Annotated in this window: 25 protein-coding genes, 4 tRNA genes and 1 pseudogene; 3 read left to right on the top strand and 27 right to left on the bottom strand. The window is 61.7% G+C overall.

Annotated features, from left to right (window positions below):
- Nucleotides 1–92: 92 nt before the first annotated feature.
- The 13 genes and pseudogenes from NOV21_RS10560 to NOV21_RS10510 form a co-directional block, all read right to left on the bottom strand.
- The gene (locus NOV21_RS10560; RefSeq protein WP_283171026.1) at nucleotides 93–1,484 is read right to left on the bottom strand and encodes a helix-turn-helix domain-containing protein; all 1,392 of its coding nucleotides are present in this window, start codon (nucleotides 1,482–1,484) and stop codon (nucleotides 93–95) included.
- A 90-nt stretch (nucleotides 1,485–1,574) separates the two neighbouring features.
- Nucleotides 1,575–1,652 carry a zinc-ribbon domain-containing protein gene (locus NOV21_RS11410; RefSeq protein ID WP_428978397.1) on the bottom strand — a complete coding sequence of 26 codons (78 nt, stop codon included), beginning with the start codon at nucleotides 1,650–1,652 and terminating at the stop codon, nucleotides 1,575–1,577.
- Between the two features lie 50 nt (nucleotides 1,653–1,702).
- Nucleotides 1,703–2,467 carry a DUF4190 domain-containing protein gene (locus NOV21_RS10555; RefSeq protein ID WP_283171027.1) on the bottom strand — a complete coding sequence of 255 codons (765 nt, stop codon included), beginning with the start codon at nucleotides 2,465–2,467 and terminating at the stop codon, nucleotides 1,703–1,705.
- Nucleotides 2,468–2,704: 237 nt separating this feature from the next.
- A pseudogene (locus NOV21_RS11405) lies at nucleotides 2,705–2,770 on the bottom strand (zinc-ribbon domain-containing protein); the annotation flags it as partial.
- Between the two features lie 473 nt (nucleotides 2,771–3,243).
- Nucleotides 3,244–3,318: transfer RNA gene (locus NOV21_RS10550), tRNA-Ile, on the bottom strand.
- A gap of 41 nt (nucleotides 3,319–3,359) precedes the next feature.
- Nucleotides 3,360–4,094, bottom strand: a complete 735-nt coding sequence (locus NOV21_RS10545) for a LuxR C-terminal-related transcriptional regulator (protein WP_283171028.1) — start codon at nucleotides 4,092–4,094, stop codon at nucleotides 3,360–3,362.
- A 210-nt stretch (nucleotides 4,095–4,304) separates the two neighbouring features.
- On the bottom strand, nucleotides 4,305–5,219 hold the full coding sequence (locus NOV21_RS10540; RefSeq protein ID WP_283171029.1) for a 4Fe-4S binding protein: 915 nt from the start codon (nucleotides 5,217–5,219) through the stop codon (nucleotides 4,305–4,307).
- Nucleotides 5,209–5,508: a chaperone NapD gene (locus NOV21_RS10535; protein WP_283171030.1), complete on the bottom strand. Its 300-nt coding sequence runs from the start codon at nucleotides 5,506–5,508 to the stop codon at nucleotides 5,209–5,211. Before NOV21_RS10535 ends, NOV21_RS10540 begins: the two co-directional genes overlap by 11 nt.
- Nucleotides 5,509–5,572: 64 nt before the next feature.
- On the bottom strand, nucleotides 5,573–5,947 hold the full coding sequence (locus NOV21_RS10530) for a nitrate reductase cytochrome c-type subunit (protein ID WP_283171031.1): 375 nt from the start codon (nucleotides 5,945–5,947) through the stop codon (nucleotides 5,573–5,575).
- A gap of 10 nt (nucleotides 5,948–5,957) precedes the next feature.
- The gene (locus NOV21_RS10525) at nucleotides 5,958–8,525 is read right to left on the bottom strand and encodes a molybdopterin-dependent oxidoreductase (RefSeq protein ID WP_283171032.1); all 2,568 of its coding nucleotides are present in this window, start codon (nucleotides 8,523–8,525) and stop codon (nucleotides 5,958–5,960) included.
- A 106-nt stretch (nucleotides 8,526–8,631) separates the two neighbouring features.
- Entirely contained in the window at nucleotides 8,632–9,303 is a 672-nt protein-coding gene (locus tag NOV21_RS10520) for a 4Fe-4S dicluster domain-containing protein (protein ID WP_283171033.1), read from the bottom strand.
- A gap of 588 nt (nucleotides 9,304–9,891) precedes the next feature.
- Nucleotides 9,892–10,200 (bottom strand): integration host factor, actinobacterial type, encoded by a 309-nt coding sequence (gene mihF, locus NOV21_RS10515; RefSeq protein WP_283171034.1) that lies wholly within the window; start codon nucleotides 10,198–10,200, stop codon nucleotides 9,892–9,894.
- A 243-nt stretch (nucleotides 10,201–10,443) separates the two neighbouring features.
- Nucleotides 10,444–11,424, bottom strand: a complete 981-nt coding sequence (locus NOV21_RS10510) for an SLAC1 family transporter (protein ID WP_283171035.1) — start codon at nucleotides 11,422–11,424, stop codon at nucleotides 10,444–10,446.
- A 61-nt stretch (nucleotides 11,425–11,485) separates the two neighbouring features.
- On the opposite strand from NOV21_RS10510, the gene NOV21_RS10505 reads away from it, so the two are divergent.
- The gene (locus NOV21_RS10505) at nucleotides 11,486–11,647 is read left to right on the top strand and encodes a DUF1508 domain-containing protein (RefSeq protein WP_283171036.1); all 162 of its coding nucleotides are present in this window, start codon (nucleotides 11,486–11,488) and stop codon (nucleotides 11,645–11,647) included.
- 116 nt (nucleotides 11,648–11,763) lie between these two features.
- Here the strand turns inward: NOV21_RS10505 and NOV21_RS10500 are convergent, their stop codons facing one another.
- From NOV21_RS10500 to NOV21_RS10475, 6 genes are all read right to left on the bottom strand, one after another.
- On the bottom strand, nucleotides 11,764–12,348 hold the full coding sequence (locus NOV21_RS10500) for a class I SAM-dependent methyltransferase (RefSeq protein WP_283171037.1): 585 nt from the start codon (nucleotides 12,346–12,348) through the stop codon (nucleotides 11,764–11,766).
- A 24-nt stretch (nucleotides 12,349–12,372) separates the two neighbouring features.
- A complete protein-coding gene (locus NOV21_RS10495; protein ID WP_283171038.1) occupies nucleotides 12,373–13,125 on the bottom strand; it encodes an ABC transporter ATP-binding protein in 753 nt (250 codons plus the stop codon).
- The gene (locus NOV21_RS10490; protein WP_283171039.1) at nucleotides 13,125–14,216 is read right to left on the bottom strand and encodes a FecCD family ABC transporter permease; all 1,092 of its coding nucleotides are present in this window, start codon (nucleotides 14,214–14,216) and stop codon (nucleotides 13,125–13,127) included. The genes NOV21_RS10495 and NOV21_RS10490 overlap by 1 nt, the downstream gene beginning before the upstream one ends.
- A gap of 35 nt (nucleotides 14,217–14,251) precedes the next feature.
- Complete coding sequence (locus NOV21_RS10485) at nucleotides 14,252–15,355, bottom strand: ABC transporter substrate-binding protein (protein WP_283171040.1); 1,104 nt, start codon at nucleotides 15,353–15,355, stop codon at nucleotides 14,252–14,254.
- Nucleotides 15,356–15,640: 285 nt separating this feature from the next.
- A tRNA-Lys gene (locus NOV21_RS10480) sits at nucleotides 15,641–15,716 on the bottom strand.
- 84 nt (nucleotides 15,717–15,800) lie between these two features.
- Nucleotides 15,801–15,877: transfer RNA gene (locus tag NOV21_RS10475), tRNA-His, on the bottom strand.
- A 230-nt stretch (nucleotides 15,878–16,107) separates the two neighbouring features.
- Between NOV21_RS10475 and NOV21_RS10470 the strand changes: the two genes are divergently transcribed.
- Complete coding sequence (locus tag NOV21_RS10470) at nucleotides 16,108–18,138, top strand: cation:proton antiporter (RefSeq protein ID WP_283171041.1); 2,031 nt, start codon at nucleotides 16,108–16,110, stop codon at nucleotides 18,136–18,138.
- A gap of 106 nt (nucleotides 18,139–18,244) precedes the next feature.
- Here the strand turns inward: NOV21_RS10470 and argS are convergent, their stop codons facing one another.
- The 8 genes from argS to NOV21_RS10430 all read right to left on the bottom strand — a co-directional run bounded on the left by argS (nucleotide 18,245) and on the right by NOV21_RS10430 (nucleotide 24,424).
- Nucleotides 18,245–19,969 carry an arginine--tRNA ligase gene (gene argS, locus NOV21_RS10465; RefSeq protein ID WP_283171042.1) on the bottom strand — a complete coding sequence of 575 codons (1,725 nt, stop codon included), beginning with the start codon at nucleotides 19,967–19,969 and terminating at the stop codon, nucleotides 18,245–18,247.
- Between the two features lie 71 nt (nucleotides 19,970–20,040).
- On the bottom strand, nucleotides 20,041–21,033 hold the full coding sequence (gene argF, locus NOV21_RS10460) for an ornithine carbamoyltransferase (protein WP_283171043.1): 993 nt from the start codon (nucleotides 21,031–21,033) through the stop codon (nucleotides 20,041–20,043).
- A gap of 192 nt (nucleotides 21,034–21,225) precedes the next feature.
- Nucleotides 21,226–21,486 (bottom strand): type II toxin-antitoxin system BrnA family antitoxin, encoded by a 261-nt coding sequence (gene brnA / locus NOV21_RS10455; RefSeq protein WP_283171044.1) that lies wholly within the window; start codon nucleotides 21,484–21,486, stop codon nucleotides 21,226–21,228.
- Nucleotides 21,473–21,589, bottom strand: coding sequence for a BrnT family toxin (locus NOV21_RS10450; RefSeq protein ID WP_283171801.1), 117 nt, complete (start codon nucleotides 21,587–21,589; stop codon nucleotides 21,473–21,475). The genes brnA and NOV21_RS10450 overlap by 14 nt, the downstream gene beginning before the upstream one ends.
- 372 nt (nucleotides 21,590–21,961) lie before the next feature.
- Nucleotides 21,962–22,037: transfer RNA gene (locus NOV21_RS10445), tRNA-Arg, on the bottom strand.
- A gap of 63 nt (nucleotides 22,038–22,100) precedes the next feature.
- Entirely contained in the window at nucleotides 22,101–23,510 is a 1,410-nt protein-coding gene (locus NOV21_RS10440) for a sodium-dependent transporter (protein ID WP_283171046.1), read from the bottom strand.
- 18 nt (nucleotides 23,511–23,528) lie between these two features.
- The gene (gene rnhA / locus NOV21_RS10435; RefSeq protein WP_283171047.1) at nucleotides 23,529–23,978 is read right to left on the bottom strand and encodes a ribonuclease HI; all 450 of its coding nucleotides are present in this window, start codon (nucleotides 23,976–23,978) and stop codon (nucleotides 23,529–23,531) included.
- Nucleotides 23,975–24,424 (bottom strand): 6-pyruvoyl trahydropterin synthase family protein, encoded by a 450-nt coding sequence (locus tag NOV21_RS10430; protein WP_283171048.1) that lies wholly within the window; start codon nucleotides 24,422–24,424, stop codon nucleotides 23,975–23,977. The genes rnhA and NOV21_RS10430 overlap by 4 nt, the downstream gene beginning before the upstream one ends.
- Nucleotides 24,425–24,593: 169 nt before the next feature.
- Between NOV21_RS10430 and NOV21_RS10425 the strand changes: the two genes are divergently transcribed.
- The gene (locus tag NOV21_RS10425; RefSeq protein ID WP_283171049.1) at nucleotides 24,594–26,396 is read left to right on the top strand and encodes an ABC-F family ATP-binding cassette domain-containing protein; all 1,803 of its coding nucleotides are present in this window, start codon (nucleotides 24,594–24,596) and stop codon (nucleotides 26,394–26,396) included.
- The last annotated feature ends 64 nt before the right edge of the window (nucleotides 26,397–26,460 follow it).

The following is a 26,460-nucleotide window of genomic DNA, read 5'->3' as shown; positions in this document are numbered from 1 at the left end:
ACGGCCCTGTTTGGCAAGGGGACCAAGGTGGATTTTTGATGTTACCTAAATGTGGCGTTACGGTTGGTTGAGGTTGCTTGAATATCCGCCGTTTACTCCACTATCGGCACGGTAAGGTTCTCGATGGCGTGCATGAGCCTCGGATGGCGGATGACAAAGCGCATCACAGGGTCGTTGGTCTTCGTGATGATGAGGCATTTGCCCTCGATGGACTCCAGCTTCATGTTCCTGAACGCGCCCTCTCCCAGCTCCAGGGTCCTTACCGCTGAGTCGTCATCGAGCATCTCCTTGAGGCAAAGCTCGTAGTCTGCCTCTTCGCTTGCCGAGTAGGCCTCCATGAGCGGGGCCGCCTTCCCAAGGATCTCCTGGGCATACTTCTTGAAGAAGGCGAGCTCATCGTTGTTATTGGTCAAATGATAGCGGCCGCTCGGATGCGCGCCCTCGATCGATTCGCCAGACAACGCCGCCGCCCCTGAAATGCGTAGCGAGCGGTTGAAGATGGTGGGTTTGTAACTCTTGAGGTAGTCGGGCGAGACCAGACCCGTCATATAGAGGGGAATCCAGGCTTCCAGCCCGAGCATCATCTCCTGAAGAGGACGGTTGAGGTCGTGGATGATGTTGATGCGCAGGCCCTTCTTCAGGATCACCGCCACACCCATCATCCATTGCTTGGCGAAGTCCTCGTCCTGGGCCTCCTCTTCAATGGGCATGTCGCTGTACATGAAGATGTCATCGGTGCTTTTTGAGGCGACGGTGGCGCGCCCCCAGGAGAGCTCCGCCTCGCGAAAGCCCTCGATGCTGTAGAAGTCCCTGCTCTTGGGCAGTTGGAAAGGAACGCTGGGCACCTTTATGGCGTCGAAATCAATAGCGGAAAGATACTCGTTCAGGTCGAACTCGTCGAGCTGGTAGAGGAAGTGCTCCACTGCATTTTCGCGCGGAACGGCCTCGGAGGCGAGCCACTTCAGAAGGGCGGCTTTCGAGGCGGCTGGGGAAAGGACCTCTTCGGCGCTGCAGCCGATGATATGCGCGAGCGCCTCGGCATTCCTCTCGGTGATCTGGTTCGAGACGTAAGTTGCGACGCCCTCGCAGAACTCATCGCCGCTGCCGGGACGCCTGGCTCCCGACCTGATCTTGGAAAGATGCGATGGGTCGCAGCCGATAGAGCGCGCGAGGCTGGCTGCGTTTAACTCCAAGGCGTCGATCAGGATGTTGAGATTGCCGACCACTTGGTCGCGATCAACGGTATTGCCTTTGAGATCTGCCGACAGCGACCGAAGAGCCTCCTCCTTGCCGACAACCCCGTCGGTGAGCTTTTCCATGGCCGCTGCGATCCGCTCGACCGTGCCGCCATCGGCAGAAGGAACCCTCTTGCCGTTCTTGAACCGGCTGATGCTCGCGCCGGAAAGCCCACTCGCCTCGGCGAGCGCGGACGCCTTGATGTCATAGGCCTCCATGTAGTTATTCAAAGCTTCAGCAAAGAGCATAGATCGCTCCTGACGCAAATGACCGAAATAAACGACGAGTCCATTATCCAGCACTCGTCAATGCGGTCAAAGTCGAGAGCTTGGCAGTTGTTATTCCACCTTGGTCCCGCAATTTGCGCAGAATTTTGATCCATCGGGCAATTGAGTGCCGCAACTGGCGCAATACATGAGAGATCAACTCCTTGCTTGCAGTCGTCCTGGATAATTCCATCGATCCGCTAGTGCGATGCCGCAATACTCCCCGCTTGGAATCCGTCAACGAGAGCCTCTGCGGCATCGAGCTGCTCGGAGTTATCGCTTGCGATCGGGTAGGTTATCTCCATCTGGTCGATGGACCCCGCTCCTACATGCGCGTAATAGAGATGCATGGTGTTGCCTTCCGCCTGAGCGAACAAAATGTAGTTGGAGCCGATTTCCCTGGTTGTCTCGGGAGCGCCCTTCCACCATGTCTCCATCAGCTGCTCGGGTGCCAGGCTGTTGGTGTTGTTTTCGCCGAATACCTCAACCTTCATGTTCAAGGAAGAGTTTTCGAAACTCGCGCCGTCGCCGTTCGCGCTCTCCGATACCTTGGCAAAACCGCTCGGCAGCTTGAGCGAGTAGCCGAAGCGCTTGTTTTCGTATGTGCCCGCACTTGCCGTAGCGCTTGAGCTGTTGCTGCCAGAGCTTGACTTTGAAGAGCTGGAATCTTTACTGGAGCCAGAGGAAGAGCTGCCATCCGAGCGAGGGGCCCGGTCTGTTTGCGTATACCGGAGCCCGCCTTGATCGCCCTGCGTGAGGTTGGAGGCCGCGGAACCTGTTACAACGCATCCTATGAGCATCGCGACGGAAAGGGCTGTTCCTATGATGCCGCATATCTTGCCGGCTTTCGCCTTGCCGTCATCTGCTTGCTTCGCGGCGGAGACGCCCAGCACGATTGCGATAACCCCCGCTATTACGCCTAGTACTACCGTTCCGGAAAGCACGATTGCGGCAATGCCGCACACGAGCGCCGCGATTGCCTTACCGTTGCTTTTCGGAGCACCGGGCTGCGGTGTTGTGCCAGCAGGCGGAACGGGTGCGCCGGCCTGCGGCAGTATGGGCTGGGTTGCCCGATAAACCGTAGGCCCTTGCGGGGGTTCAGGCTGCGCTGCCCGATCGGAAACCGGCGTTTCCTGGATTGCCGGGGTTTGCTTGCCAGCAGACGGAATCCCCTCCGAGGCCTGGGTGGAAGAGCCCAGCGGAGCTCCGCAATTCATGCAGAATCTTGCATTCTCGTCCGTTAAAGCACCGCAGTTTGGACAATTCATCTTTTCCTCCTATGTTTTAGATTAAGGCACTCGAACAAGGGGGACGGTTCAAATTTGTCTAAGGCTTCTGCCTATGCGAAGAGAAGAGGGCGCACTTTGCGCGATCTTGCATCCTGTCGATTGCAGTTAGTTCTTTCTTAACTACATGAACCTACTATGAACTGGGAGAAAAGAGAATAGGCTTTACCCAAGTGCCAATGGCATTTGGGTAAATATAGAGTTTCGATACTATCATCGACCGCACGATCTCACTGCTGAGCCACTCGTCGTCAGGATTTGGCGCCACAACCCTTCAGGATCCCGATACATTCTCCTCAGGCGGAGCCCGTCCCGTCTACCTGCAGAGGAGAGGGACCATCACCGGGCGCTCTATAGCGCCATTTCGTAAGCGTGCATCCGAAAGCTGGATAGCATAGCTGGACCCGCCTGTTCGGCAAGGGTGCCGAGGTGGATTTTCAGCGTTATCGAAAATGTGGTGGGCCCGGCCGGATTCGAACCGACAGCCAAAGGATTATGAGTCCCCTGCTCCACCGTTGAGCTACAGGCCCGTGTGCAGACGAAAGTATAGCGTAAGTTGCCGCAGTATGCGCTAGATATCCATCAGATGATGGTTGATCGCGCAACGGACCAATTCGGCACGCGTTTTGATGCCCAGTTTGGAATAGATCTTCGAGCGGTGGGTCTCGACCGTCTTGACCGAGACGAAGATCTGCTCGGCGATCTCCTTGTTGGTGTAGCCCTGGGCGAGCAGTCTGAACACCTGCAACTCGCGGTTCGAAAGGACTTTGTAGGGGTCGAGGCCGGATTCAGCCGCCTCGTCACGCTGCCCGGCCGAGCCTGCGGACCCGTACCCGTATCTCTCGGACGGTTCGAACGAGCGGACGGAATGCGCGCAGAGCCCCGACGAGACCTCCTGCGCCATCGCGCGGAACATCTTCTCGTGCCCGGGGTTGACGCTGCGGAACGCGCAGAGCAGCACGGCCTTCACCAGCGGTCCCTTCATCAGGGGGAGCGCGCAGAAGCTCAAGAGATCCTCGGCGAAGACGATCGGATAGCTTGAATACTCGCGGGGGTCGATCTCCTCGTCGATGTTGCGCACCATCATCGGGCAGCCGTTCTTCAACGTGATGCCTCCGATTCCGCTCCCCGGCGAGAGGACGATCCTCTTGTACTGCGCATTGGTGGCACCCGACACGTACACCCAGCGCAAGGGTCCGCCCTCTTCGGTAGAGAGTCCGATCGCCGTGAAGTCGAAACCGAAAGCCCGCCGCAATTGCTCGGGCGCCGTCTCCAATGACATGGCCTTCCAGTTGGTTGTCATCATTCCCGTTCTTCCCTAGTGACAATGATTGCAATCATGCGAGTTAGTGAAACCGCACCTTTTAGTATAAGGCCAAATAGGCGCGCGCAGGCATTTTGTTCGTCGGCGATGGCGATTTTAGCGGTCGATGGCAAAGCATCGCCCCAGATAGGACGAAGGCCCGATCCCTGCAGGATGGCGGGCCTTCGCGAATATGGGAGGCGTTCGGACGGTTTACGCGGCGGATTCCGCATGCGGCGAAGCGGCAGGGGCTCCGACGGTGGGTGCGCAGACGCCGAGCGAAAGCGCCTCAGTCGGGCAGATGTCGATGCACTTGCCGCAGAGCATGCAGTCCCCGGCCTCCACGCGGCGCCTGCCCCCATCGAGGACGCCGTCGAGGATATCCGGATCGCAGATGCAGGCGGTGCGGCACTTGTCGCAGTGGATGCATCGATCGGAGTCCATCTTCACCGACACGAACCCGACGCGGCCGAGCGCCTCGTACATGCCGCCGAGCGGGCACAGGCTCCGGCACCACACGCGATGGCCCCAGAACAGCTCCGCTACCACGATGGCCCCCAGCACGACAAGGCCCGTCAGGCTTCCGAAGACGATGCCCTTGTTGATGGCGCTGATGGGGCTGAAGACCTCGAACACGAGGGTGCCCGTCAGCGCGCACAGCACAAGCACCGCCAAGGCGATCCACAGCTTCGCGTGGCGCGGCACGGCGTGCTCGGCGACCTTGATGCCCAGCTTCGCACGAAGGAAATCGACGCCTTCGAGGGCGAAGTTGACCGGGCAGGCCCACCCGCAGAACGCGCGCCCGCGGATGAGCCCGTAGAGCACGAGCACCGGCAGGGCGGCAAGCAGCCAGGCGGGATCGAACGCCTTCGATGCCGCGATGGCCTCGAGCATCGCGAAGGGGTCCATCACCTTCAATCCGAAGATCGTGGTGGAGGAAAGGGACCCGAAGAACGGGAGCGTCGATGCGGTCTGCGCGAGCTCGTCGGAGCCGCTCCCCTGCCCGAACAGGCCCATGCCGACCGCTAGGGGCGGGATGCAGAACAGGGCCAGGATGAGCGCCTGCACGACATGGCGCACCGACGAGATTCGGCCCTTCCTCGCTTTCGGACTTGAATTATCGCTCATATGCCATCTCCGCCTTCTCCGCATCGAGGCGGGCCCATTCCTTCTTCAAATAGGGCTCGTCCTCGAAATTCGCGTACACCAACCCGACGTTGGTGACGCCGGGGATATCCATGAAGCCGCTGGCCGTTCGATGCGACTCCCCGATGGTGCCGACTTCGATCGTCACGACGATCTTATCGGCCTCCTCGTCGACGTTGTGCACTTCGACGCCTTCGATCCGCGCGAGCGCTTCCGCGGCCGCCCGCACGCTGGCGTGCGTCGTTTCGATCACCAAGCTGGATATCACCATGCTGCTCTCCCCTCCTTGACTGCGGCGGGCACCCGCCCCTCGGCGGACGCCCGCGCGATCGTGCCTACCGCTCAGGTTCCGCCACCGGATGGCATTGGATGCACTGGGCCCGGTTGGCATCGAGCTGCCCCGAGCCCTTATCGCCGTTTACGAAGTGATCCTCGGGAACGGCGGTCGCGCTTTCCAGAACCGGCTTGCCTTTGTCGTTCACCCCGTGGCACCCCATGCAACCTTGGGTGCCCAACGCCTCCCACCGGCCGTTATGGTCGTTATAGGGCTGCAGCGGGGGCTGGCTTTCCGCGTAGGATGCCGACTTCGCGAAGTCGGCAGCGGTGGTGTGATCCGCCGTGCTCGGACTGTAGGCGCTGCACGCTGCCAAACCGAGGCAGCCAGCGAGGACGGCGGCGGCCATGGCGGACGCGAATAAATTCTTCTTCATGGCTTGCCCCCTATGCCTTCTCGATCTTGACGCAGGTCTTCTTGAAATCGGGTTCTTTCGACAGTGGGCAGTACACGTCCTCCACCGCCAGGTTCACCAGATGGGAATCGTCGAAGAACGCCGCGAACGTCATGCCCGGGTCGGGATCCACGCGGCCGCCGGTGTCAACGTGGAGCTTCACGGTGCCGTACGTGCTGGTCACGTTCACCTCGTCGCCGGTGGAGACACCCAGCTTCCCGGCGTCGCCCTTGTTCATGTACAGGACGGATTCGGGCAGCGCGCGCTTCAGCTCGGGGATCCGCATTGTCATGCTGCCGGTATGCCAATGCTCCAGCAGGCGTCCCGTGCAGAACCAGAACGGGTACTCGTCGCTGGGCTCCTGTGCGGGAGGCTCGTACGGGCGGAACACCACGCTGGGGCGCTGCTTGGCGCTCTTGTAGAAGCTCACGTCGTTGGCCAAGCCCAATGTGCCGTACTCCTCTATGCCTACCTGATCGTACCCCTCTTCCTGCGGGCCGTAGCCGAAACGCCAGTAGGTGGGCAGCCATTCGCCGTTCACGTCGCGCATGGGCCACACCATATCGCCGCGGCCGAAGTACTCGTCGTACGGGGCCAGCTGCTTGCCGTGCATATGCAGCTTGGCGCCGAACTTCCCGTCCTTGTCCTCGTCGATGGCGAGCGCCTTCTCGTTGAGCTCGGGATTGCTGAAGATACGGTACTCGTCCCACAGGATCCTGTTGGTGGCATGCTGGTCGTCGCCATTGACGAAATCGCCGGCGTTCTTATCGTAGACGTTGCCGAACAGCAGGTCGAATGCGTCGGCTTCGCCGATCTTCTCGCCGTCGAGCACGCGGTGCCAGACCTCCATGAACACCCACAGGTCCCATTTTGCCTCGCCGGGAGCGTCAGCGGCCTTCTCGAAGACCGTGGTGTGTCGCTCGCCGTTGCCGAACTGCCCCTCGCGCTCCATCCACATGGCGACCGGGAACACGACGTCCGCGTACTCGCAGCTCTTGGTCGGATAGACCTCGTTCACCACGGTGAAGCAAGAGTAGACGCCCTGGTATTTCGGGTCGACGCCCAAGAAGCGCGTCAGGTTGGGCATGGAGACGGCCCAGTTGTTGTGCGCGGTCCACAGGAAGTCGAGATTGCCCTTGCTCATCTCGCGGAAGATCTTCGTCGTGTGCATGCCAGGGGTCTTGATGTCCTCGAGCCAGTTCTCAGGGAGGTTCCAGATGGCCTCGCTGTAACGGCGGTGCTGAGGATTCTTCACCACCAGGTCGGCGGGGAGGCGATGGCTGAATGTGCCGACCTCGCGCGCCGTGCCGCACGCGGAGGGCTGGCCGGTCAAGCTGAAGGGGCCGTTGCCCGGCTTGGCAATCTTGCCGGTCAGCAGATGGATGTTGTAGATGCAGTGGTTCATCCACGTGCCGCGGTTGTGCTGGTTCACGCCCATGGTCCACAGGCTCATGATCTTGCGGCTGGGGTCGGCGAATTCCTTCGCCAAGCCCTCGATATCGGCGGCGGGCACGCCGGAGACCTGCGATGCGTATTCCAGCGTGTAGGGCGCCAGGCGGGCGGCGAACTGCTCGAACGTGATGCCCTCCACGTTATCGACCGCCGAGCCGATCTCGCTCTTATCGTAACCGTCCTCGAAGCTGTTGCCGATGTTCTCGGTCCCCTGCTTGAACTGCAGGTGATCCTCGACGAACTTATGGTCGTAGAGGTCGTTCACGATCAGGTAGTTGCAGATCGCGTTCGCGATGGCGATGTCGGAGCCCGGGCGGAACACGAGGACTTTGTCCGCGTTGGCGCTCGTGCGCGTGCGCAGGGTGGTCAGATCCCACTGCTTCACGTTCTCGGAGCTCTCCTTGTGCGCCATGAAGCGCGAGTACAGAACGGGATGGGCTTCCGCCATGTTGGCGCCCCAGGTGACGAACGTGTCGGCCAGATCGAGATCCTGGTAGCACCCGGCGGGCTCGTCGGTCTGGAACACATTCATGAACCCGACGACGGCGCTTGCCATGCACAGGCGGGCGTTGGGGTCGATGTTGTTGCAGCGAAGCCCGGCCTTCCACATCTTGGCGCAGGCGTACGCTTCGGTGATGGGCTGCTGGCCGGAGAGCCATGTGGCCATGCGGCTCTTATCGTTCTTCCAAGTGGTCTTCATCTTCTCGGCGACCAGGTCGAGCGCCTCGTCCCAGCTTGCCTCGCGGAACCCGTCCATACTTCCCTTGGTGGAGCTGTCATCGCGGATCAGGGGCTTGGTCAAACGATCCTCTCCGTACAGGAGGCTGCCGAGGTAGTAGCCCTTCACGCAGTTCAGCCCCTTGTTCGACACGTTGTCGGGATCGCCCTGCACGCTGACGATCTTCCCATTCTTCGCTTTGACGATCACACCGCACCCGGTGCCGCAGAAACGGCACACGCCATGGTACGTGGTCGCGCCGTCCGTGCTGGCGGGCTTTTTATCACCACCGCCCGCGCACCCGGTGAGCGCGGCGCCGCTTGCCCCGGCTGCTGCCAAGGCGAGCGCGACCGCCGTCGACTTCACGAAATTGCGCCTGGTTAGTTCCATGTTTCCCTCTCCTCTTCCCTGTTCGTTGCTTCCTCGTATCGTCCCGCGAGATGCGAACCGCCCCGCGGACTTCGCGCGGCGCTTGTCTAAGGCGCCGCGAAAAGGACTAGTAGTTGCGAACCTTTTCCATGTTGCGATGCTCCTCGCGCATGGCCTCCGCCTCTTCGAGCGTGCGGACGATGGCGATGCTGGGGGTATCGGTCACGCACCGCTCGACGCACCATCCGCAGCCGGTGCAGATGTCATCGTGGATGACCGGCGCGAAGATGAGGTGGATGGCGTCGTCCTCGCGCTCGCGGTAATCGATGGTGATCGCCTGGTCGATGAGGGGGCAGGCGCGGTAGCACACCTCGCAGCGCATGCCGGCGTAGGCGATGCACAGGTCTTCGAGGATGACCGCGTAGCCCATCTTGATCTGCTCGGGTTCCTCGACGTCCCGAAGCGCCCCGGTGGGGCATACGGGCACGCAGGGCACGTCGGCGCACATGCGGCATGCGCGCGAACGCGCTTCGATATACGGGGTTCCCGTAGCCGAATCGAGGAGCGATCGGACTGGCTTGATGGACTCGTACGGACAAGCCTGCACGCATTTGCCGCAGCGAATGCAACGTGCGGAGAAGTCGGCCTCGTCCTTCGCTCCGGGCGGGCGGATGTGCCCCGCGTCTCCCGTGATGCCGAAAGCAACAGCCTGGCCCCCTACCGCGAGCGCGCCGACGCTCGCAGCCGCGACGCCCGCCCCTCCCAGGAATCGGCGGCGTGAGATGTCTTTATCAGCCATCTGGAACTCCCTCTGTCTCAACCCATATGGTCATGGTATGAAGGAAGCATGCAGGTCGGTATCGGGGTTTACCCTCACCTCTTTCAGGAAGTGCGAATCAAGGGCGTAAAACACCAGGTGAGAAGTTTGCCGCTCCTATCCAGTCTCCGATGCCAACCCACTTGAGGCGGGCAGTTTCAAACGCGATGGCAATCGATCCCGCACCACCGTGCGCGCCGTTCGGTACACGGCGGCTCCAAAGCTCAGCACCTAGCAAGATCGCACATTTCGGCTTCTTTCGGATTCCGCCTCGCGGCGGGCGCCCTTGCCATTGGCTGCGCGCTAGGAAAGCACTGATGAATTCCGCCTTGGCCGGGGGCGGCGGGCTGAGTGCCGGAGCGGCGAAAGGCGAGCGTGCGCGCTGACGTGCGCGAACGGGGATCGAGCCGCTCCGGCGCCAGCATGTCGTTCTCGGGCCGGCGGAATAAATCAGCGGCTCCCTAGGGACTTTCGCCCATGAGAGACGCGTGCATGCTCGGCACACAAAGAGCGGGAAGGGCATGCACCCTTCCCGCTCCTTCGCATGCGAGCCGATATGCGCTCCCGCGGTTACGCCCCGAAACGCTCGAGCAGCTTCGCCTTTTGGTTGGCGCCCAGGCCGCCGACCTTGCGGTTTTCGTCGATGCCGATCTCCTCCATGGCGTTTTCGGCAGTGACTTTGCCGACGCCGGGAAGGGACACGAGAATCTGCTTGACCTTGGTCTTCTTCGCAATCTCGTCGGTGCTGGCGAGCACCTCTTTCAGGCTGACCTTTCCAGCTTTGATGTCGGCGCGCAGAGCAGAGCGCTTCGCGCGGGCGGCCTTCGCCTTTTCCAATGCGGCAGCGCGCTGTTCAGGAGTCATCTGAGGAAGTGGCATACTTTTCTCCTTGGTCGTAGAGGCCGCGTGCCAGTCTTCCGGCGCGGACCTTTGCGGATAATCCGCGGGAAACTATAGCACACATTGGAAGAACTCCCGCGTACAGGGATTATTTTTAAGGTATTCCCACTTGGGACGAACGGACATCATCAGATTCTTATGAGGCTTCCGACGCAAATGCGCCCCGTCGAAGGGAGTTCGGAAGCGATCGTCAGCTGGGGGTCCGGGCGCCGTTTAACGCGGTCAAAAGGCTTTTGCCGCGTGACCCCCCTTGAGGATCTCCCGGGCGAAGCGCACGGACGCATAGCAGATGAGGCAGAACGCGATCGCTACCTGCACGATGAAGAGCACCTGGTAGAAGCAGGCGTCTGATGGCGAGCCCAGGGTCGCGAAGGCGATGCTGAGCCACCGCGATGCGCGGGCGCTGATGGTGAAGGGGAAGCTCAGGCACGCGAGCGTCGGCGAGAACTCCCGCGACCGTGCGATGATCCCCGGCACCCGCGAAAGCACGACCACGTAAAAGACCGTGCAGATGACCCCCAGTATGCCGATGAAAAGCTCGTCAGGCGCATCCATACAGCAGATATAGCCCGCGGTGACCAATGAGAACGGGGCGGCGAGCACGCAGAACGCCGGGGCGAGGCGATCTGGAACCCTGCGGCGCCGCAGATAGCGCCATACGAGCAGGGGAACGAAGATGCAAAGCCCGATGCCCGCGAGCGCCAGGACGAGAAGCCCGATGCGCTCTTGATGATGGAGCGGGGCGGTCACCGCCGCTATGGCGATGCCCACGTAAACGATCAGTATCGTCGCATGGAGGTTTTCCATCGTCATACGCGGGAGATGCGTTATCGAGTAATCCGCCATATGGCAAAAATGCGCGCCCAACGCGGCAGTCCATACCGCGAGGGCTATCTGAGGCTGGATATCGACGAGATAGGTGGAGCATACCATGAGAGCCATGTAGATCGTGGCGAATCCGGCCCAGAGAACGGGGTTGCCCTTCGCTGAGGCAAGCGAATGCGGGAACGCCGCCATCTTCGCGAAGACAAGCGCGAGGAACGCGACAGCGATGCAGCCGCAGCACCATCGGAGAACGTCGAATTCGGGACGCGGGAGGAAGTTCCCGAACGCTGCCCATGCGAGGGCAATCCCCCCGCATGTGTAAGGGGCCCGTTCGAGCATTTGGGCTAAGCGCGATCGATTGCTGCGGTCCAATGGCATGCCCCCTCTTCGCCTTGCTTATATCCTATTCGGTACATGGATCAGGATAGACGATTCGACCATGGCATCCATCGAGGATCCGAGCAAAGAGGAATTCACGCAGAAGAAGAATCCCGAATTAGAGGTCTACGCCGATAACGCCGGCAAGGCGCGCTTCCGTCTGAAGGCGCGCAGCGGTGAGATCATCGCGGTCGAGCAGGCCTACAAGTCGCTCGCATCCTGATTGAAAGACATCGAGAGCATCAAAGCGAACGCCTCTGGGGCGGTCGTCGAGTTCTACCGCTAGATCTTGGCCGTGGTTCCTGCCACAACGCCGGACACCTCGATTTTTTGTCCGCTCTACTTCAGGAACCCGGAGAACGCGTAGAATTCCGGCGTGTCGATAACCGCATCGATGGTGAATAGGTCGCGCCAGATGTCGCATTCCTCCTCGGCCGCGCGCAGCTCGCACACCACCTCGCCCGGAACGCCGTGCCTGTGATGGCCGTTGATCTGGTCGCGACCCGCACCATGGGCGATCGTGAACCTGCCATGCGGCGCAAGCAGCTCTGCCACCTTCCGAACGAGCAGCTCCCGCTTGAGGAAATGAGGATAGGCGTTGTAGATCACCGCCGCGTCGAACGTATCCCGCGGCTCCAGGTCGACGGCATCGGATGCGATGAACTCGACCCTCCCTTCGCCGGAGAACTTCTCACGAGCGCGGGCGATCATCTGCGGGGACACATCGACCCCGAGCACGCGCTCGGCGCCTGCTTTAAGGTACTCGGACACCATCACCCCCGTGCCGCATCCGAGATCGAGGACCGACGAACCATCCCCCACCCCGGCGAGGGCGGCGACCGCAGGCTGGATCGGACTTGAGGTATGGGCGCTTGCATCCCAGTTTGACGCTTTCGCATCGAAATACTCGGCTACGTCTATCAACGGAATCTCCTTTGCGTGCTTGGTTTACAGAACGACGATCATGCGACGGCCCCGATGCTCGATGACCTCCGCCTTCAGGCCGTAGACCCTCTCGACTTCATGCTCGTCGACCACGGATGGGCCTCCGTACGCATCCACTCGCCCGTCGCGGATGAACAGGAATCGATCGCAGAACCGCAACGCGAGGTTCACATCGTGCAGGACGGCCGCCGCCGCGACGCCGCGGCCATCGACCTCTTCCCGGACCGTGCGCATGACCTCGTCGCGATTCGAGGGATCGAGGTTGTTCGTCGGTTCGTCGAGCAGGAGCGTCTTCGTGCACTGCACGAACGCGCGGGCGAGCACCACCTTCTGGTACTCCCCGCCCGAGAGCTCGTCCACGTTGCGAAGCGCATAGCCCTCCAGTTTCAAGCGGCCCAGCACCTCCTCCACGATCCGCTTATCCTCCGCCGAGGGCGCGCCGTCCATGAAGGGGCTGCGGCCGAGCAGGACGGCATCGTACACGGCAAGCCGGTTCGCGTGGCTATGCTGCGCGACGAAGGCGACCTTCCTTGCCCGCTGCCGCCGGGAAACGGCGGAGACATCCGTGCCGTCGAGCAGGATCCGCCCGGAATCAGGGCGCTCCATATCCATCAGGCAGCGGAGAAGTGTGGATTTCCCGCATCCGTTCACTCCGAGAATCGCCAGAAAAGAGCCGGGCTCCAGCTGCACGCTCACATCGCGGAGCACGGGAGCCCCGCGCCGATACGAAAACGAGATTCCCTGCGCCTCGAGCATCAGCGTTGCACCCCCCTGAACAGCAGGTAGATGAACAGTGGCGCGCCTACCAGCGAGGTGACCGCGGAAATGGGCAGTATCAGGGGCGCGACGATCGTGCGGCAGAGGATATCCGCAAGGAGGACCAGGCCGGCCCCGCACACCGCCGACGATGGCAGCAGATAGCGGTAATCCGCGCCAAGAACCCGCCGCATGATATGAGGCGCGACCAGACCCACGAAATTCACGATGCCGCAAAACGCGATGACCGACGCAGCGGCAGCCGAGGCGACCACCATACCCGCAAGGCGCGTGCTCGTGACCGCGACGCCGAGGCCATGCGCGAGGCCCTCGCCCGATTCGATCGCGTTGAATTTCCACCGGTTCAGATGGCAGAACACCGCAACGGCGACCATGACCGCCACCATTATGGCGAGCTGGCTCATGTTCACGCGGCTCAGGTCGCCGAACGTCCAGAACACGACAGCGGCAACCTGGGTGTCCTCAGCGAAGTATTGTATGAACGTGGTGCCGGCCGTGAACAGCGCGGAGAGTGCCACGCCCAGAAGCACGATGCTCTCCGGCGTCATCTCGCGCAGACGCGAAAGGCCCAAGATCACCATCGTTGAGAGCATGGCGCCGACGAACGCGCACAGGACGGTGAGAGCGGGGTCGCCGCTGTTGACGCCTTCGAACGCGGCGGCCGCTCCCCCGCCCCCCAGCACGATGATCGCCAGCGAGGCGCCGAAGGCAGCCCCCTGGGAGATGCCGAGCGTGCTTGCAGAGGCGAGAGGGTTGCGCAGTAGGCTCTGGTAGGCGCAGCCGGCCAGGGAAAGCGATGCGCCGGCGACGAGCGCCGTCAGAACGCGGGGCAGGCGCATGTTCCAGATGATCGCGTTGGTGCGCGAGTCAGCTTGCTGCAGAAGGCCTTTGACGATGTCCGGCAGGGAGAGGTCGTATGATCCCATCCCCAACGTCGCCACGGCGAGCGCCGCGACCGCCACGCATAGACCGATCAGCACGGCGACCTTGTGCCGGGCATACGCGGCATACGACCGTCCGATATCGACGGGCGGCTTCGGAGCGCCGCCCGTGACCCTATCCTCATTCACCTACGAAGCCTGCGATTTCAACGATTTTGGTTCGACTACGAGAACGAAAGCGAGGTGAAGTCCATGCCCGCTTCCTTCATCGTGGGATAGAAATCATCGCCGAGCATCGTGGTGAAGATCTCGGAGTACTTCTGCGCGACATCGACGTCCGCGAATTTTTCCGGGTAGATCGTCGCCCCGATGAAGTAGGCATCGCATATGCCCATCTCCACGTTCGTCCCGTTGTAATTGAAGGCAGGCTGGGAGTAGAGCCGATTCGTCTCGAACGCTTTGAGACCGTCGAAGAACGCCTGGTTGTCGGCGTATTCCTTCTTCATCAGCTCCATATTCCCCGCGTTGAGGAACATGTAATCGGGATCCCAGACGCCGATTTGCTCCAGATCGACATCGACGGAGCCCTTCTTATCCAGAGAATCTGCGACGTTCATCCCATGGACGGCATCGAGGGGCGCATAGCCGCAATAGGTGCCGCCGAAGCTTTTCTTGTCTTTGTAGTTCACCGCGCCCACGTAGACGGAGGGCTTTTCGGCGGCGGGAATGTCCTTCGTGCGGGCATCCAGGTCAGCTTCCCACTCCTTGATCTTCGCGACGGTCGCCTGGGCATGATCGGATGTGCCCAGCGCCTCGCCGACGCAGGAGATGGACGTGCACACGTCATCGCTGAACAGCTGGTTCTGATACGAGATCCCCACGACGGGAATGCCCATCGTCTGCTGGAGCTCGTCGCACTCGGCAGCGCTGCGGCTGGAGACGATCACGTCGGGATCGGCTTTGAGCATCTCCTCGGTGTTCACGCTCGTTTCCATCAGATGGTTGCCGTTGCTCGTGACGGGGAGATTCGCGAAGAGATCCTTATGCACGATGGTGTACGGGCGCGAATTGGAGGAGCGCGTCTCCATCTCGGTGACGGCGACCAGCTTGTCTTGGGCGCCGGCATAGACCACGAAGCGCGCGCCGCTGCCGACCGTCGCGACTCTTTGCACGTCGGCGGGGACGTCGACCGTCCGGCCGTAGGCATCGGTGACGGATTTCGTCGCCGGGGCGTTGCTGGCCTGCGTGCCGCCCGCGCACCCGGCGAGCACGAATGCGAGAACCGCCGCTACGAGCGCGGCCAATAGGATACCATGACTGCGTTTCATGACCCCTTCTTTCCTCCGACCCCCTTGGGAATCGGCTCTTCCGGACTGATTCGAGAACATATTACGGATACGATGTTCGTAACATCGCCACTATAGCATGAGTTTCCCAAATCGAAGCGACTTTTCGTGCGGCGGGTGAATCGGAGCCTGGGACGCAGCCCCATGCTTGCAAGGGTCTAACCTCCCGCAGGTCACGAAAAAGGAGAGTTGCATGCCTTGAGTACTTTAACCTCGAAAAGGATCCTGAAAAGCAAAAACTCCCTGTACGGGAGCAATGGGTTTCGATGGTGGACCGGCGGGGACTCGAACCCCGGACCTTGGGATTAAGAGTCCCCTGCTCTACCAACTAAGCTACCGGTCCAAATGGTTTAGCATTCCCAAAAAACGCGAACGCTATTCTATGACAGCCCTTTGCAACATGCAAGGGCTTTTTTCAAAAGCGCGCTGGGGTGGATGGAGAGATTCGAACTCTCGACCTTCAGAGCCACAATCTGACGCCCTAACCAGCTAGGCCACATCCACCATGGCGCGGTTGGTAACTATACGGCACATCAGACCGTTGCGCAAGCGCTCCAATATTTCTGCACGAGGGTTTTCCCGGGCCCGAACTCCGGCACGAACTCCGCCGGAAACGCGGCCCGAGCTGTCGAAACGGCTGGCGGAACCGCAATGCGGATAAACGGGGCGCGCAGGCCCCGAACCGCTTGATCGCTGGTAAAATCAATCATCATGCTGCGATTCCAGGAGGGCGGATGCAGACATTCGAACTGGTGCTGTTTTTGCTTGCGGCCGTTTTGATCTCGGCCGTGCTCGAGCGCGTCATTCCCCGCGTCTCCCTCCCTCTGATCCAGATCGCGCTCGGCGTTGCCATCGGCATGATGGCAACCGATCCCATCCAGATCAATTTCGACCCCTCGTTCTTCCTCGTCGTGTTCATCGCGCCGCTCCTCTTCCGCGACGCGAAGGAATCCGACAAACTGGGCTTGGTCCGCCACCGGCAGGCCATCCTCTCCCTGGCCGTCGGGCTCGTTGTCGCGATCATGCTCGCCGTCGGCTTCAGCGTCCATGTTCTCGAGCCGTCCATCCCGCTCGCAGCCGCCCTCGCCCTCGGCGCGGCCCTCGGGCCCACCGACGCCGTCGCCGTAGCATCCCTCACGAACACGGCAGAGCCGAATCGGAAGGAAAGCGCCCTGCTATCGGGCGAGGCGCTCATCAACGACGCGTCCGGCGTCGTTGCGTTTCAATTCGCCGTCTCGGCGGCGGTCACCGGCACATTCGCGGTTGCCAGCGCCGCAGCCGATTTCGCGTTCGCGTTCGTCGGCGGCATCCTGTTCGGCATCGCCCTGGGGTGGTTCGCCCGCTGGATCATGAAGACCCTCGACCGCATGGGGCTCGATTCGACCACCTTCCACGTCATGTTCGACGTGACGCTCCCCTTCCTCATCTACCTGCTCTCGGAGATTGCGGGGGTTTCGGGCATCCTGGCCGTGGTCGCCGCGGGCATCGTGATCAGCCTGATCGAGGACCGCACCATCGGGCCCAAAGCGGCCCAACTCTCCATCGTTTCCACCAGCGTATGGAACGTGCTCGCCTTCGGGCTCAACGGCATCGTGTTCACGCTGCTGGGAATGGAGCTTCCGCTCGCCATGCAGGGAACCTGGTCGTACGCGGGAATCGACAACTTCACAGTCGTAGGGTACGTGGTTGCCATCACGGCGATACTGGTTGTCACACGGTTCGTATGGGTCTTGGGGCTCGAATACTTCGGGCGCGACCTGTCATCCGGCAAACGGCGTCACAGGCGTCCGGGCATGGCGCGGTCGGCGCTGGTCACCACCATCGGCGGCCCCAAGGGCGCCGTCACGCTCTCCGTCGTGCTGAGCACCCCGTACACGACGGCCTCGGGCGTCGATTTCCCGCAGCGCGATCTCATCATCTTCCTCGCCTCGGGGACGATCCTTCTCACGCTGCTCCTTGCGAATTTCCTGCTCCCCGTCCTCGCCCCCAAGTCGCAGAAAGTCGTCGAAGACGAAGACGATCGCATCCGAAGCGAGATCGACATATTCCGCCGCGTCATCGAGCGTCTGACCGAAGCGCGCACCGAGGAGACCTCGGCCGCCACCCATATGGTCGTCCAATCATACAATGACCGCATCGCACGCGCCCAGAACAAATGGGATCTCGAAACGGTGCCCGAGGCGAAATTGCAAGCCGAGGTGATCACCCATCAAATCGGGTATCTGGAGGCCCTGGTCGACGAGGGGAAAATCGATGATATCGAAACATTTCACCTCGTCAGGCGCCTTCGCCAGATTCGCGGCACGTTGACGTCAAGCGCAGCCGCACCCGATATCCGTCACTTAAAAAAGGTCGTTCGCCGAAGCCGCCGGGCCTTGCACCACTGGCTTGAGACGATCAGGATCGGAAGAAAGCCGAATTCGACCGCCTTGGAGATCAAGATATTGGGGATCAGGGAATCGATCCGCTATCTGAACCATCTGCTGCGGTCGAACGACGACCGCTATCCCGCCGAGCTGATCACCCGCGTCTGCGCATCCCACCGCACGCTCCTCGCGCAGGCGGAGCGCAAGCGCCCCAGCATCACCTCGTACGCCCGCACGGCGGACAAGACGGACGCCATCGAGCGCCTGGCGTACAACATCGAGCTCGAGGAGATCCAAGATGCGCTCGAGGCGCACCGCATCACGAAGGCGACGGCAAAGCACATGAGGGACAACGTCTATCTGATGATGGTCGATTTGGAAGTGCTCGACAGCGATTGATCCCCTTTTGCGCGGGCATGCGCCACGGCGGCAGAAGGATGGGAAGGGAAACGCGATGCGCACCTTCCCGCCTCACCGAGGATCGCAGCCGCTCGCGCTTCCCATGCTACATTTTAATGGGCGCGGAGATCCCCAAAAGCCCGAGCGTGATCTCCAGTACGATGCGCACGCTGTCGATGAGCGCCAGGCGTGCGTTCTGGAGGCCTTTATCATCCGAGAGCACATGGCAGTTAGTGTAGAACACGTGGAACAGCCCCGCCATATCCTGGCTGAAATGCGTCAGCCGGAACGCCGCGCGGTCGCGCGCCGCCAAGGCTATGAACTCCCCCAGCGTCTCCATCTTGCGCATCAGGGCAACCTCGCTCGGCTCGACGAGGACGGACAGATCGACATCGACGGGGATGACCCGGGCGGATAGCTCATCCATGGACACATTGCCCGCCAGCGCGCGGTTGCGCAGGTCCTCCGGCGCGGCATTGCGCAGTATGCTGCAGATGCGCGCATGGGCGTACTGCACATAGTAGACGGGATTGCTCGCGTCCTGCTTCTTAGCCTCCTCGATGTCGAAGTCGATTGCCTGGTCCGCGCTTCGCGACAGCATGAGCCATCGCGTGCTGTCCACGCCAACTTCGTCGATGACCTCCTCGAACGTGATCATCTCGCCCGTGCGCTTGCTCATGCGGACCGGCTTGCCGTTGCGGTACAGGTTCACCAACTGCCCGAGCACGACTTCGAGGATGCCGGGATATCCCCAGGCCGAGAGCATCGCCTCGCATCGCGCGATGTAGCCATGGTGGTCCGCGCCCCAGATGTCGATCAGGCGGTCGAATCCCCGCTGCACCTTGTCATAGTGGTACGCGACGTCGCTCGTGAAGTACGTGTACTCGCCGTTCGCCTTCTTCAGCACGCGATCCTTGTCATCGCCGAAGGCGGTGCTGCGGAACCAGATCGCATCGTCTTTCCCGTACACATAGCCGGCGCCGTCCATCGCTTCGAGCGCGTAGTCGACCTTGCTCTTCCCGTTCTCGTCCTCTTCGTAGAGGGTGCGCTCGCTGAACCACGTGTCGAAATGCGTGCCGAACTCGTCGCAGACGCGATGCTGCTCAGCCAACTCGTAGGCGTAGGCCCGCTCGCGGAAGTTCAGCAGGCGCTCGGCCTCGTCCGCATCCTCCCACGCATCGCCGTCTTGGTCGATGATCGCCTGGGCGATGTCCTTCACGTAGGAACCCGCATAGCTGCTCTCCGGCAGCTCGGCATCATGCCCCAGCAGCTGAAGGTACCGCGCGACGACGCTGGCTGCGAAATTGTCCATCTGGACGCCGTGGTCGTTGACGTAGTTCTCCTCGTACACCTCGTAGCCCGCATGCCGCATCACGCGCGCGGTCGCATCGCCTAGCGCCGCCCAACGGCCGTGTCCGACGTGGAACGGGCCCGTCGGATTGGCCGAGATATATTCGATATCGACTTTGCACGGCTCGGGGAGCGTGCTCTTCGCGTAATCGGGGCCCTCCGCGCGCACCTGCGCGACAACATCCTGGAACACCCGGGGAGCTACGGTGAAGTTGATGAACCCGGGCCCGGCGATGCCCACCTTCTCGATCATGTCGGTGGCCGGAAGATGGTCCACCAGCGTCTGCGCGATGTTCCGCGGATTCATATGCATCTCGCGCGCTAAGTGCAGCGCGTCGGTGCACGCCCAATCGCCATTGGAGGCATCGCGGGGACGCTCCAACGTCACCGCGGGGATCTCCTCCAACGTGAACGATCCGTCTTCGACAGCGCGGGCGAATGCCGCGGCGATCAAATTCTCCAATTCCTCGCGAATATGCATAGAGGCGAAACACCTTTCAGGCAGGGTACATGAACGTTCGCCATTCTAGCATTCGCCCAGCGAGGAGCCCGCTAAGAAAGCGTCGCGTACATAATTGCCTTGATGGTGTGCATGCGGTTCTCGGCCTCGTCGAACACGCGGCTCTGCGGGCCCTCGAACACCTCGTCGGTCACTTCCATCTCGGTGATGCCGAATTGCCTCGCCTTAGCCGCGCCGATGACGGTGTTCGTGTCGTGGAACGCGGGCAGGCAGTGCAAGAAGATCGCGTTCGGGTCCGCCATCGCCATGACATCGCTGTTCACACGATAGGGCTGAAGGCTTGCGATGCGCGGCTCCCACACCTCGTCGGGCTCGCCCAGCGACACCCACACGTCGGTGTAGATCGCGTGCGCCCCGGCGACGCCCTCCGCCACGTCCTGGGTCAGCTTGCATGTGCAGCCATACTCTTCGAAGAACGGGCGGGTCGCATCGATCACATCCCGGCCGGGCATGCAGTCCACAGGTCCGCAGGCGACGAAATTCAGCCCGAGCTTCGCGCAGGCCACCATGAGGCTGCGCGCCACATTGTTCTTTGCATCGCCCATGAAGACCATCGTCTTCCCGCGGATATCGTCGAAATTCTCCTTCATGGTGAGCATATTGGCGATCATCTGCGTCGGATGCCATTCGTTGGTGAGGCCGTTCCACACCGGCACCTCCGCGTTGGCGGCGAGCTCCTCGACGTCGGCGTGCGCGAACCCGCGGAACTCGATGCCGTCGTAGAAGCGATCGAGCACGCGTGCGGTGTCCTCGATGGACTCCTTCGTCCCCAGCTGGCAGCTGGCGGGCTCCAGGTTGGTGACGCCCATGCCCAGATCCTTGGCGCCCACCTCGAAGGAGCACCGGGTGCGCGTGGACGTCTTCTGGAACATCAGCACGATGTTCTTCCCCTCCAGGTACCGATGCGGCGTGCCCTCGTGCTTCAGCTTCTTGAACTTGGCAGCCAGATCGACAAGGTAGGCGATCTCCTCGCCCGTGAAATCAAGAAGCTTCAGAAAATCGCGACCGCTTAGGCTCGTAGGCATGGCAACCCCCTCGAATGAATGCGAAAAAAATGGCGCGCCCGGCAGGACTCGAACCTGCAACCGTCGGATTAGAAGTCCTGCCGGCTTGAGTTCTGCGAACGTCTGACCTGGGATAGTGTATCACTGTAATACGTCTATGCGCTTAGAGCCTTCGAGAAACTTCGCCGCTTAAAATCAGCAACGGGGCGCCCGTCACGCCAACGCGGCTTCCCGTCGCTCCACTTCCGCAAGGTAGCCGTCGCAGGCGAACTTGATGACGGCCTGCCGGTTGACACCGAGCCTCGCGGCCTCGCGATCGAGGCGCGACACCATCCCAGGCGGCATGTCCATGCTTATACGCTTGGCGGGTTCGCCGATGCGCCTGGCGCGGCTCATGTCGGCATAGTCGAGGATGCTCTCATCGCCCGCGTCGAACACGCGCTCCATCTCTTCCGAGCTGCTAAACCTCTTCATCGTAAGCCCTTTCCTCGTTGGGGTGCGACCGCCTGAGCGATATGATCCGCACAGCATCGCCCCTGCGCGTCGCAATTGCCGTCCAGTGCTTGCTGCCGATCATGCCGATGACGGCGAAGCGCTCCTCGGCCTCGTAGCGGAGCGGGGGCTTCGAGCGCTATCGGGTCGTCCCACAGCGCCTTGCCGTCCTCGAAGTCGATTCCGTGTTTGAGCTTGTTGGACGCACTCTTCGCGGGGTCGTACTCGAATTCCATATCGTTCCTTTCGATAAGCTTATATTAAGCTTATGAGGCGTATAATGCAAGCTAGAAAAACAGCAAAAGCCCCGCGATATCTGCTGTGGGATAACGGATACAACAATGGGAGGGTTTTCGCCCTCCCTTTTTTCGTGCTATAGGTTTTTCTTATAAGCCAGCGTAAGCCAGCAAACGAAAGCAGGCCATCCGTAACATCGTCGAATGGCCTGCGATTATGCTGGCGCGCCCGGCAGGACTCGAACCTGCAACCGTCGGATTAGAAGTCCGATGCTCTATCCATTGAGCCACGAGCGCACAACTCCGCATTGTAGCGCACGAAAAGCACCGCGGCATCATCCGCCGCGACGCCTCTTCGAATTACATACCTCCGAACCAGAGCGCCAACTTGGGGATGTAGCCGCCGATCCAGATGGCGAGGATCAAAACCGGCACGCCGTATTTCAGCCATCCATGCGCCCAGGCGGGGAACTTGACGCCGGCGCCCTCGTCGGCCTCCGCCAGGAACCCGTCCCAGCCCCAGCCCTTCTTCGTGACGCAGAACAGCACATACAGCAAGCTGCCCAAGGGAAGCAGGTTGTTGGACACGATGAAGTCCTCGATGCCCTGGATGTCCCCGATGCCGGGCACGGTGAAGCCTGCCCACACATTGAACCCGAGCGCGCACGGGATGCTGAGCACCGTGACGAGGATGGCGATCGACGCGACCGCCTTGTTGCGGTTCCAGCCCCAATAATCCATCGCGAAGGACACGAGGTTCTCGAACACGGCGATGATGGTCGAGAGCGCGGCGAAGCTCATGAACACGAAGAACAACGCGCCCCACAGCTGCCCGAGGGGCATCTGGTTGAACACGCTCGGCAGCGTGACGAAGACCAGCGAGGGCCCCTCGCCCGGGTTCACCCCGAAGGCGAAGCACGCCGGGAAGATGATGAGGCCGGCGGTGATGGCGACGAAGGTGTCCAGGGCGACGATGCGGATCGCCTCGCCGGTCAGCGAATTGTCCTTCCCTATATAGCTGCCGAAGACCTCCATGGCGGAGATGCCCAGCGACAGCGTGAAAAACGCTTGGCCCATGGCGGCGAACAGCGCGTCGGCGAACGTCGAAGGGTCGGCGAACAGCTTTCCGAAATCGGGCAGCAGGTAGAATTCCAAGCCGGCTTCCGCCCCGGGAAGCGTGATGGAGCGCACGGCCAGCACCACCATGATGGCGAGCAGGAACACCATCATCCATTTCGTGATGCGCTCGACGCCCTTCTGCACGCCCATGCTCACCACGAAGAAGCCGATGAACGTCGCGACGAGCATCCATCCGATCTGCTGGACGGGATCGGCAAGCGATCCCGAGAACGCGGCGCCCACCGCCTCGGCCGACAGGCCGTCGAACTCGCCCACTCCGAGCTTCACGATATAGGAGAGCATCCATCCGCCCACGGTGGTGTAGAACATCATCAGCACCAAGCAGCCGATGAAGCCCCACCAGCCGAACCAATGCCATCGGCGACTGGGCTGGAGCACGTCGAACGCCTTCGCCGCGCTCTTCTGGCTCGCCCGCCCGACCGCGAACTCCATGACCATGACCGGGAGGCCGAGGATAACCAAAAAGATCAGATAGAGCAGGACGAACGCCGCGCCGCCGTACTCGCCGGTGATGTAGGGGAAGCGCCACACGTTCCCCAGGCCGATCGCGCAGCCGGCCGATATCAATATGAATCCCAGACGCGTTGAAAAACGCTCACGTCCAGCCGTGGTCTGCATCTCTTCTGCCATTGCCCCGATCCTCGTTTCCTATGCTAGTTCGTCCATGGCGCGGTTCGCGAGTTCGTCGGCTTTGTTGTTGCCCTCGTTGTCCGCATGGCCTTTCACCTTGTTGAAGGTGATGTCGGTGAACTTCTCCTTCTCCGCCAGCAGCTCGATCCATTGGTCCTTGTTCAAAACGGGCTTCTTGTCCGCCTTGACCCATCCTCTTCTCTTCCAGCCGTTCACCCAGGAGGTGATGCCGTTGTACACATAGGCGCTGTCCATGAAGACATCCACTCCGACGCCCTTGTTCTTAATGGCGCGCAGCCCCTCGATGGCGGCCTGCAGCTCCATCTTGTTGTTGGTCGTGTCGGCCTCGCCGCCCCACAGCTCCTTGGTGTGCTCTCCCCAGATCAGGTACACGCCCCAGCCTCCGATGTTGGCGCGCTGCTGGTTGCCGCGGCAGCCGCCATCGCAATAGATCTGGCAGCGCATCATCGGCCCTCGCGTGCGGAAACCGTTCCATCGGCCCGGTACGCGGCACCGTTGAGCGGGGTCTCGTACACCTCGACGCTCGCCACGGGCAAGCCCTCGGCGGAAAGCCGGTCGAAGAAGTGGCGTGCGAGGTTCTCGGCCGTCGTGCGAAACGGGAGCACCTTGAGCACGAACCCTTCGGATTCGAGCGCCCGTACGGTCGCCGGCTGCAGCGTTCCCGCCTCGACGAGGAATGTATGGTCGAATTCCCCCGCCAACGCGCGCACCCGCCGCTTGAACGCGCCGAAATCGATCACCATGTCGCGCTCGGTGCCTTCCTCTCCCAAGGTATCCTGGGCGATGCGGACCACCATGCGCCAACGATGACCGTGCAGATTCTCGCACTTGCCGTGGTAATCAGCGAGGAAATGGGCGCTGTCGAAGCACGCCTCTGTTCTCAGCTCGTACAATGGACTTCCTTCTTCGGTCGGTTTCAACCTGAGAATGGTAGCATAGCCGGTGCGGGCAGCCTCCCCTATTTTGCCCTGGAGCGCATATGCGCGCATATAAACAAGTTTTTCGGACAATGATTCCCTTGGGGTCTTGCCCGTTTCATCTTTGCGAGGAGCTTTTTCGACCATGGCGGTTTTGTTGACGGCAAAGGACCTGCACCACGAATGGCCCGCCAAGACGGTGTTCGACGGCGTGACGCTCGGAGTGAACGCCGGGGACCGTATCGGCATCGTCGGCCGTAACGGAGACGGGAAATCGACCCTCCTCCGCGTGCTTGCGGGCAGGGTCGCTCCCGATGGCGGCGCCGTGGTCACGGCGGGAAGTCCCTCCATCGGCATGCTCGATCAGCGCGTGCCCTTCGCGCAAACTGACATCGTGGGCAACATCATCGCGAGGACGACGACCGACGCCTACACCTGGGAGGCCGATCGTGCGGCGCGCGAGGTCGTGAACCGTCTCATCGGCGACGTCCCGCTGGACGTCCAGGTGGGAAACCTTTCCGGCGGGCAGCAGCGCCGGGTGGATCTCGCACGCCTGCTGATCGGCCGATGGGACCTGATGCTGATGGACGAACCCACGAACCACCTCGACATCGCCACGATCACCTGGCTCGCCGGGCATCTGGGCGATCGATGGCCGGCGGGCCAGGGAGCCCTTCTGGTGGTCACCCACGACCGATGGTTCCTCGACGAGGTATGCGACCGCATGTGGGAGGTCCACGACGGCGCAGTCGAACCGTTCGAGGGCGGGTATTCCGCCTATATCATGAAGCGCGTGGAACGCGACCGCCTCGCCGCGCTCCAGAAGCAGAAGCGCGAGAACCAGCTTCGCAAGGAGCTTGCCTTCCTCGCGCGCGGCGCCCAGGCGCGCAGGAGCAAACCGAAGTTCCACGTGGAGGCGGCGCAAGCGCTCATCGCAGACGTGCCGCCCGTCCGGAACCCCATCGAGCTCAAGCGTCTGGCCATCGGCCGCCTGGGCAAGCAGGTCCTGGAATTGGACGACGTGTGCGTCGATCTCGGCGGAGAGCGCGTGCTGTCGGACATAACGTGGAATATAGGCCCCGGGGACCGCATCGGCATCCTCGGCGAAAACGGCGCCGGCAAGACGACGCTGCTCAAGCTGCTGGGCGGGGCGATCCGCCCTACGTTGGGCCACATCAAGATCGGGCGCACCGTGCAGTGCGCAATGCTCACGCAGAACCTCGACGAGCTGGAGCCCATTGCCGGCGACATCGTTCGCGTCGTGCTCTCACGCTACAAGACGTATTACGAGGTGGAGGGCCGCAAGCTCTCCCCCGCCAAGATGCTCGAGCGGCTCGGATTCTCCCGCGACGAGCTCAACTCGCGCGTGAAGGACCTATCGGGAGGCCAGCGCAGGCGCCTCCAATTGCTGCTCATACTGCTTGAGGAACCCAACGTGCTGATCCTGGACGAACCCGGCAACGACCTGGACACGGACATGCTTGCGGTGACGGAGGACCTTCTCGACGGGTGGCCGGGCACCCTGATCGTGGTGAGCCACGACCGCTATTTCATCGAGCGCGTGACCGACGACCAATATGCGATCATCAACAAGCATGTCGAGCACGTCCCCGGCGGGGTGGATGAATATCTCGATCTACTTTCCGCAGAAATGGATGCGAAGCCGAAACGGCGGAAAGCGGTTCCAGCCCCAACGTCAGCCGCCCCCGCCCCCGGCCTTTCGAACAGCGATCTCAGAGAATTGAAGAAACGGGTCCGCAGCACGGAGCGGAAGATGGGCACCGCCCGCAGGCGCGTCGAAGAACGGCAGGAGGAGCTTGCTGCATGCGATCCGTATAATTTCGAAGCTCTCGCAGACGCGCAGGCGAGAATCGACGAGGCCAGGCGGGAGCTTGCCGCGCTTGAAGACGACTGGCTTGAGCTTTCCGCCGCCCTCGAGGGGGAGTAACGGCTGTCGGGCTGCCGGGCTTTCCCGGATAACCTTCCCTAACAACGCGCAGCTCACCGGCATC

Source organism: Curtanaerobium respiraculi (assembly GCF_024609215.1).
Classification (GTDB): domain Bacteria; phylum Actinomycetota; class Coriobacteriia; order Coriobacteriales; family Eggerthellaceae; genus Curtanaerobium; species Curtanaerobium respiraculi.
The sequence above is the reverse complement of the archived record's forward strand: the minus strand, read 5'-3'. Positions and strand labels throughout refer to the sequence as shown.

Excerpts from the sequence above, each read along its gene's own strand:
- argS (WP_283171042.1), bottom strand. The coding sequence starts at position 19,969 with ATGCATATTCGCGAGGAATTGGAGAATTTGATCGCCGCGGCATTCGCC.
- NOV21_RS10545 (WP_283171028.1), bottom strand. The coding sequence starts at position 4,094 with ATGATGACAACCAACTGGAAGGCCATGTCATTGGAGACGGCGCCCGAG.
- NOV21_RS10495 (WP_283171038.1), bottom strand. The coding sequence starts at position 13,125 with ATGCTCGAGGCGCAGGGAATCTCGTTTTCGTATCGGCGCGGGGCTCCC.
- NOV21_RS10520 (WP_283171033.1), bottom strand. The coding sequence starts at position 9,303 with ATGGCTGATAAAGACATCTCACGCCGCCGATTCCTGGGAGGGGCGGGC.
- NOV21_RS10560 (WP_283171026.1), bottom strand. The coding sequence starts at position 1,484 with ATGCTCTTTGCTGAAGCTTTGAATAACTACATGGAGGCCTATGACATC.
- NOV21_RS10525 (WP_283171032.1), bottom strand. The coding sequence starts at position 8,525 with ATGGAACTAACCAGGCGCAATTTCGTGAAGTCGACGGCGGTCGCGCTC.
- NOV21_RS10425 (WP_283171049.1), top strand. The coding sequence starts at position 24,594 with ATGGCGGTTTTGTTGACGGCAAAGGACCTGCACCACGAATGGCCCGCC.
- NOV21_RS10470 (WP_283171041.1), top strand. The coding sequence starts at position 16,108 with ATGCAGACATTCGAACTGGTGCTGTTTTTGCTTGCGGCCGTTTTGATC.
- NOV21_RS10440 (WP_283171046.1), bottom strand. The coding sequence starts at position 23,510 with ATGGCAGAAGAGATGCAGACCACGGCTGGACGTGAGCGTTTTTCAACG.
- mihF (WP_283171034.1), bottom strand. The coding sequence starts at position 10,200 with ATGCCACTTCCTCAGATGACTCCTGAACAGCGCGCTGCCGCATTGGAA.
- NOV21_RS10485 (WP_283171040.1), bottom strand. The coding sequence starts at position 15,355 with ATGAAACGCAGTCATGGTATCCTATTGGCCGCGCTCGTAGCGGCGGTT.
- NOV21_RS10530 (WP_283171031.1), bottom strand. The coding sequence starts at position 5,947 with ATGAAGAAGAATTTATTCGCGTCCGCCATGGCCGCCGCCGTCCTCGCT.
- NOV21_RS10505 (WP_283171036.1), top strand. The coding sequence starts at position 11,486 with ATGGCATCCATCGAGGATCCGAGCAAAGAGGAATTCACGCAGAAGAAG.
- argF (WP_283171043.1), bottom strand. The coding sequence starts at position 21,033 with ATGCCTACGAGCCTAAGCGGTCGCGATTTTCTGAAGCTTCTTGATTTC.
- NOV21_RS10540 (WP_283171029.1), bottom strand. The coding sequence starts at position 5,219 with ATGAGCGATAATTCAAGTCCGAAAGCGAGGAAGGGCCGAATCTCGTCG.
- rnhA (WP_283171047.1), bottom strand. The coding sequence starts at position 23,978 with ATGATGCGCTGCCAGATCTATTGCGATGGCGGCTGCCGCGGCAACCAG.
- NOV21_RS10510 (WP_283171035.1), bottom strand. The coding sequence starts at position 11,424 with ATGCCATTGGACCGCAGCAATCGATCGCGCTTAGCCCAAATGCTCGAA.
- brnA (WP_283171044.1), bottom strand. The coding sequence starts at position 21,486 with ATGAAGAGGTTTAGCAGCTCGGAAGAGATGGAGCGCGTGTTCGACGCG.
- NOV21_RS11410 (WP_428978397.1), bottom strand. The coding sequence starts at position 1,652 with ATGTATTGCGCCAGTTGCGGCACTCAATTGCCCGATGGATCAAAATTC.
- NOV21_RS10450 (WP_283171801.1), bottom strand. The coding sequence starts at position 21,589 with ATGATCGGCAGCAAGCACTGGACGGCAATTGCGACGCGCAGGGGCGAT.
- NOV21_RS10535 (WP_283171030.1), bottom strand. The coding sequence starts at position 5,508 with ATGGTGATATCCAGCTTGGTGATCGAAACGACGCACGCCAGCGTGCGG.